The organism is Chitinophaga sp., assembly GCF_036569125.1.
Lineage (GTDB): Bacteria > Bacteroidota > Bacteroidia > Chitinophagales > Chitinophagaceae > Chitinophaga.
Genome location: NZ_DATCRF010000076.1, coordinates 1 through 6,980, shown reverse-complemented (window position 1 = coordinate 6,980; position 6,980 = coordinate 1). Strand labels below are relative to the sequence as shown.

Genomic DNA, 6,980 nt, shown 5'->3' with positions numbered 1-6,980 from the left:
CTATAAAACAGCCGCTGTGGCAAACCTGGCCCCCGGCGCTTACCAGGTAACGGCCAAAGCCGCTAACGGGCTGGTTGTGCAAAAGCAGGTAACCGTACCTGGCTCCGGCTTTAGTGCAGATGCGAAGGTGGTCACCTCCGCCTGTTACAGTGATAACCAAAGCCAGATCAACATTACTGCTGCGGGGGGCGTACCGCCCTATGTTTATTACCTGAACGGCGATTCGTCCCATACGCCGGCATTCCGGCAGGTAGCGCCCGGCCCGTACCAGCTGGTGGTGCAGGATCAGCAGCAGTGTGCAGATACCTTTGCATTGAATGTGCAGCCACCGCCGCCAATCTCCGCCCAGGTGGCCGTAACACCGGCCATTTGTAAGAACGATAGCAGCGGGCAGCTGGTGCCGCATGTACAGGGTGGTATGCCCCCCTTTACCTACCGGCTGGGTAATGGCAGCTGGCAGGCGGACAGTGTGTTCAGCAACCTGGCCGCCAACACCTATCATTATGAAGTGATGGATAATAACCAGTGCAGCTTTAGCGGCACGGCTGCTGTGCCGGTGGATGCGGGGCGGCTGCCCGTAGTGAATGTAGCTATGGTGCCGGCCAGCTGCAGCGGCGCCAATAACGGGCAGCTGATACCGCGGGTACAGCAGGGCGGCATACCGCCATTCTCCTACCGGTTAAATGGCGGCCCCTGGCAAACCGACAGTGTGTTTGCCAACCTGCCGCCGGGTAATTATGAATATGAAGTAAAAGACCAGAGTGTATGCACGGTAAGCGGCATGGTGGCCGTAACCTCGCCCTATAATAACTGTACGTTAATAATGCCTTCGGCCTTTAGTCCTAATGGCGATGGGAGTAATGATGTGTTCCGGCCCAGGGTGTACGACAACATCAGCCAGTACCACATCCGCATTTTTAACCGCTGGGGTATGGTGATCTATGATGGCAATAACTGGCAAACCGGGTGGGATGGTACCTATAAAGGCGCTGCACAGGATCAGCAGACCTATATTTATATATGTACCTATACGGACGGAAGAAACACCCCGCAGGAGCTGAAAGGTACGGTGACGCTTATACGTTGATTTTTTTCTACATTCCGGGACAGACACAGCAATATTCTCCCCACCCGCTACTGCTGAGTTAATTTAGCAGGTTCTGCGGGCAATATACTCCATATGTCAGGCATTAAGTGGGTTCCCATATGCCGGAAGCCTGGTTTTAAGTGGTAATGGTGTCTGGCTCCGGTGGGTTAATTATGTTATCTATATGTTAAGCTGCAAATACCGTGGCATTTATTTTTTAACAGCGGCTTATTGAATGAATTTTTTGATAATAGCGTGCAGGTTCTTAAAAACAAAGGGCTTGGTCACATAACCGTCTGCACCTTTTTGCAGGGCCATGTCTATTTCTTCTATTTCGGTTTTGGCAGTAAGCATAATTACGGGAATGTTACAAAGGGTTACATCCTGTTTAAACTGCTCCAGCATATCGTACCCGTTCAAAACAGGCATATATATGTCGCTGATCACCAGGTCGGGGTGGTTCAGGCGGGCCTGCTGCACACCTTCTGCGCCGTTAGCTGCCACTATTACAGTGTACTGGTATAGCTCCAGCAGGCTTTTAAGCGTATCCGACAGGGTGGGCTTATCTTCTATGAGCAGAATGGTCCTATTCATGCCTGGGCCGTAATTTCCGGCGGGTATTTAAATACAATGGTAAATGAGGTTCCTTTATTCTCTTCACTTTCAACAAGGATGGTGCCGTTGTTCCTTTCAACAAAGTCCTTTACAATAGAGAGGCCCAGGCCTGTGCCTTCAATGCCATCCACATTGCTGCCGCGGTAAAAGGAGTTGAACAGGTAGGGAATATCCTGCGGGGGAATGCCTACGCCCTTATCCATTACCTTGATAACCAGCTTGTTCTTCAGGAACTGCAGCTTCAGCACGGGGTTATCGGTGGAGTATTTAAAGGCATTGCCAACCAGGTTGGTAAAGATCTTGGACAGCTGGTTCTTATCGGCATATATTTTACGGGGGGCGCCGGATACCTGTACGTTCAGCACCCGGTCGTCCTTGCGTTCGGAAAAGTACTGGTATTTAATATCGGCGATCACCTGCTCCACATCCACTGCCTGTTTTTTGATCTCTATATTATTAGATACAATAGTGCTGAGGGTCAGGATCTCATCCAGCATGGTATTGAGCTTAAATATTTCGGAGGAGATCTTGGAAATGTTGTGCTGGTAGAACGGGTTCAGCAGGTTATCCATCTGCAGCTTGGTTTCCAGCAGGTCTATGGTAGAGGAGATGGCTGTTAGCGGTGTTTTAAATTCGTGGGAGGCCATGGAAATGAAGTTGGATTTCATTTCATGGAGGGATTTTTCCTTTTCAAGGGACTGGATCATGGATAATTCTTTGGTTTTTCGAGCGCTAATGTCAATAATAGTAAATACGTTGTATTGATCCTTGCCTTGCATTACTGTTGTAGTGGTTACCTCCAGCCATAGATGCGTATTTTTACCGGGGATAGGTTGCCTGGTTTCAAAAGTGGTACCGTTTCCTTCAGCTTGGCAAATGTCATGTAAAATTATCTTAATATCTGATAACAATACTTCCCTTTTCGTGTTAATTAATTGTTTACAAAGCGCCTTAGCCGCTTCATTGGCGTACACCACCTGGCTTTGGGGGTGCTGCTGCACCACAACCGGGCAGGGAAGGGTACCTATAAGCAGGTCGTATGGCATGATAATTGACTGTTGAGGTTTCATTTTTCAGACATGGCTAATTACAGGCCCGAAAATAAAGTAAACATTTGAAACCATACTGTTAGAAAGAAAGCATGGTTTCGGTTATCACTTAAATAAGTAAAGAATTTGTTTTTTTATTTTTTGGAGGAAAGATGGTGTAATGGAGTTGATACAGACGCTATTATTATTCAAGTAAATCAAACATGCACATAAAATGTTAATGTGTATGTAGCATTTAAGGTCATAACCGATAAAACAGGCACACAGATTGCATCAAACAGGAGAAAGAACGAACTACTTATGCCAGTAATATCTAAAAACGAGCAGAGAATATCATTTCGTAATAAGGTAAACAGTTTAGGACATCAGTAAGTCAAATGTAATTTTTTGTAATAAGAGAACAACCTTGCAATCGTATAAAAGTTAACGTATAATTAATACAGTTTCAAGGTTCTGTGAATTTGATCTTTTTTCTTTGGGAATTTGGCTTTATCTTTGACTTATATTATTGAAAAACCATATCGATTAAGTCCATACCAATTGTTACCCTTATTACGATGATCAATATTGGAATCATAGAGGACAACCATTTTCAGCTGAACAATTACAAGGAGTTCCTGGAAGATTTTCAGGAATGTAAGGTGGTGTTTGCCTGCAAATCAATGGAGGAATTTAAGGCTTTACCTTTTAAGAATCCGGATGTAAAGGTTATACTACTGGACATTTCCCTGCCTGGCGAATCCGGCATACAAGGTATGCAGGAGCTAAAGCAAACCTACCCGGAAGCCAAGATCATTGTGCTTTCCGGCCATGACGGTAAACAGTACGTGATCGAATCTATTAAGAAAGGGGCCAGTGGTTATATAATAAAGACCAGCCGCCTGATGGAGATCTATCATTCGATACTGGATACGGTGAACCAGGGTGGCACTTTATCGCCCAAGGCAGCGCACCTGCTGATCAGCTATATAAATAAAGATCCGCTGGAGAATATCAAGCATAAGCTTACCAAGCGGGAATATGAGCTGCTGGCGCTTTTGAAGGAGGGATTCTCTTACAAGGAAATGGCCGATAAACTTTTTGTAACGGTATTTACCGTGAACCAGCACCTGAAAAAGATCTACCAGAAATTAAATGTGGCCTCCAAGTCAGAGTTAATTTCAAAGATCTGGTCCAACAATCTTTTTAGCTGGTTTGTGGCAATGATATCAGGCGCTTCAGTGATAAATTTAATATTTATTTAATACAAGCGGACGCGGTTTTACCGCACTACTTTAATAAGTAATGGGTCATCACCTGAAGGTGGTATTTATACTTCAGTAAGTAGTTGTAACCGGGGGCATGTTGGAGTAATATTGTAGCGTGAAATAATGAATGTGATGTGATGTTAACAACAGTGATGAACAATGATGCCTCTGCCCCCATGCAATCTTAAACGTGTAAAGCTTTAAATAACATAAACATTAAAATGTACCTGAGAACGGAATCCAGTTTAAAATTGCTTGTTGTAGGGTTAATGATCGTTAGTTTTTTATTTGCATCATGCAGTACGCCGCAGCATACGCTTTATTTACAAAACATACGGGATACTACAATAACAGTAAACGGGAATTTTGAACCGCTGATACAAAAGAACGATGTGCTGCAGATCACTGTAAGCAGTCTGAATCCGGAGGACGCTGTTATATATAATGCGTCCAATACGGTAGCACCGACCGGCGGTGGCGGCGCTTCATCGGGAAATACGGCTTCTTTAGGCGGTTTCCTGGTAGACCAGCAGGGGCTTATACAGTACCCGGTGCTGGGGCCTGTTAAAGCAGAAGGTTTGACCAAGAAAGGGCTTACCGATTATATACGCGATCAGCTGGTGCAGCGTAAGCTGCTGGTAGATCCGGTAGTAAGCGTACGCTTTCTGAACTATAGGGTAACGTTGCTGGGAGAGGTAACAAGACCCACCGTAGTGAATGTAACAAACGAGAAGATTTCTATATTAGAAGCAATTGGGATGGCAGGTGATATTACCATATATGGTAAGAAAGAAAATGTGCTGCTGATCAGGGATCAGGAAGGTCAAAGGGTCATCAAAAGGTTGAACCTGAATGACAAAAATATCCTGAACTCTCCCTACTATTACCTGCAATCAAATGATGTAGTATATGTTGAGCCTAACAAGGCAAAACAGTTTAGCGGTGAAAAGAGCCGCGTAGTATTACCCATTGTTTTCAGCGGCTTGTCACTGATGGTGATCATACTTGACAGGCTGATACTGAACTAGAACGCCGCCATTTATGGCAGCAACCCGGAAAACCAGACCATATTCATGCGAAACCATATCGAGATTGTTTTTTAAAATTGAATAAACCAATTTGATGAGGCCTGGAACAAACATGCAACATTCAAACCGACGTGCGCAACAACAGGAGGAACAGGTAGATCTGATGGCATTGATCAGACAAAGATACCTGCCCTACTGGCCGCTATTTTTGCTGTCGGTGATCATAGCGCTTACCATAGCGTTTGTTTACCTCCGTTATACAACGCCTGTATATTATGTATCTGCTACCTTACTGGTAAAAGATGAAAAAACAGGAATTGATGAAGCAGACATTCTGCAATCCCTGAACATCGGAGGCTCCAAAAAAGTAATTGACAATGAAATTGAGATCATAAAATCCCGCACACTGGCCAGGGCTGTGATCCGTAACCTGAACCTGTTCGCAGAAGTATCTGTAAAAGGTAAGGTAAGGGACATCGTAGCTTATGATGCCAGCCCCGTAAGATTTAAATTCCTGGAGCCGGATTCTATAAAGCCCACGGCATATACCATACTCCCTATGGTTTATGATGCCCCCCACCAGCGTGTAATATTGGGTAAAAAGGCCTATCCTTTATATGATACGGTTTCTACCCAGTGGGGAAAGATGGTGATCACACCCAAACCCGGCAAACCGGTGGATATTGCCGGTAAGATCTATACCGTACGTATCGCTGGTGAAAAGATCCTGGCAGGTTTGCTGCAAAGCGCCCTGAAAGTAGATCCCACCACCAAGGCAGGTACTATCATCTCCCTGGGCTACAGCGATGAAGTGCCGGAGCGGGGTGAAGATATTCTGAACGAGCTGGTAAGGGTATATAATAATGCCTCTATAGAAGATAAGAACCGTACCTCTTCCAACACCATGGCTTTTGTAGATGACCGCCTGCGTATTGTGAACCAGGAGCTGAGCCAGGTAGAATCACAGGTAGCTTCTTTTAAAAAGCAGCAGGGCATCGTGGATATTTCCGAGCAAAGCAAATTGTTCCTGGAAAGCGTTTCTGAGAACGACCGCAAGCTGGCTGAAAGCAATATGCAGCTTTCCGTGCTGGATTCTATAGAACACTATGTGGCAGGCCGTAAAGAGGGTGAAAGCACGGTACCGGCTACACTGGGTTTATCGGACCCTGTGATGCTGGAGCTGGTAAGCAAGCTTTCTGAAACGGAATTACAGCTGGAAAGACTGCGCAAAACCACTGGTGAGAACAGTCCTTTGCTGGAAAGCCTGCGCCGCCAGGAAGCACAGCTGAAACCCGCCATACTGCAAAACATCCGTAACCTGCGCGCCAATACACTGGCAGGCCAGGCAAGGCTGCAAATGGAGAACAGCCGCTATAACGGCATGCTCAGAGGCGTACCTGAAAAAGAGAAAGCATTTGTTGAGGTAAGCCGTCAGCAGGAAATAAAGAATAACATATATACTTTCCTGTTACAGAAGCGGGAGGAAACAGCCGTAGCGTCTGCTGCTGCCGTATCCGACAGCCGTATAGTAGATGCAGCAGAAGCGCTGGCCATTCCAATAAGCCCCAAGAAACCGCTGGTGCTTGCTATAGCAGTATTTGCAGGTCTGGCTTTTATTGCGGCCCTTATTACCCTGCGGGATATGATGAAGCGGGAGGTGACCTCACGCACAGAAATAGAAAAAGCTACGCAAGCGCCAATTCTGGCAGAGATATTGCAGGATGTGAACAAGCAACCCTTAGTGATAGCTGAAGGTAAACGCAGCTATGTGGCAGAACAGTTCCGCACCTTACGTACGGCACTCTCCTACATAGGGCTGAATAACCTGAACGGTTCCTTAAACGGCAATGGCACTAACGGGAGTTCCCACCATCGTAAAACATTATTGGTAACGTCATCCATTTCTGGCGAAGGTAAAAGCTTCGTATCCGTTAACCTGGCTACCAGCTTATCA

Annotated in this window: 6 protein-coding genes; 4 read left to right on the top strand and 2 right to left on the bottom strand. The window is 45.7% G+C overall.

From position 1 onward, the window contains the following. Window positions 1-1,087 (top strand): gliding motility-associated C-terminal domain-containing protein (locus VIM87_RS02745; RefSeq protein WP_331995486.1); only part of this gene is annotated, 1,087 nt, incomplete at its 5' end. 228 nt (window positions 1,088-1,315) lie between these two features. On the opposite strand, the gene VIM87_RS02740 is transcribed toward VIM87_RS02745, so the two are convergent. Then, window positions 1,316-1,681 (bottom strand): response regulator, encoded by a 366-nt coding sequence (locus VIM87_RS02740; protein WP_217606096.1) that lies wholly within the window; start codon window positions 1,679-1,681, stop codon window positions 1,316-1,318. Continuing rightward, window positions 1,678-2,748 (bottom strand): HAMP domain-containing sensor histidine kinase, encoded by a 1,071-nt coding sequence (locus VIM87_RS02735; RefSeq protein WP_331995485.1) that lies wholly within the window; start codon window positions 2,746-2,748, stop codon window positions 1,678-1,680. Before VIM87_RS02735 ends, VIM87_RS02740 begins: the two co-directional genes overlap by 4 nt. 560 nt (window positions 2,749-3,308) lie before the next feature. On the opposite strand from VIM87_RS02735, the gene VIM87_RS02730 reads away from it, so the two are divergent. The 3 genes from VIM87_RS02730 to VIM87_RS02720 form a co-directional block, all read left to right on the top strand. After that, the gene (locus VIM87_RS02730; protein ID WP_331995484.1) at window positions 3,309-3,995 is read left to right on the top strand and encodes a response regulator transcription factor; all 687 of its coding nucleotides are present in this window, start codon (window positions 3,309-3,311) and stop codon (window positions 3,993-3,995) included. Between the two features lie 224 nt (window positions 3,996-4,219). Further along, complete coding sequence (locus VIM87_RS02725; RefSeq protein ID WP_331995483.1) at window positions 4,220-5,026, top strand: polysaccharide biosynthesis/export family protein; 807 nt, start codon at window positions 4,220-4,222, stop codon at window positions 5,024-5,026. 112 nt (window positions 5,027-5,138) lie between these two features. Then, on the top strand, window positions 5,139-6,980 hold a 1,842-nt coding region (locus VIM87_RS02720), incomplete at its 3' end, for an exopolysaccharide transport family protein (RefSeq protein WP_331995482.1).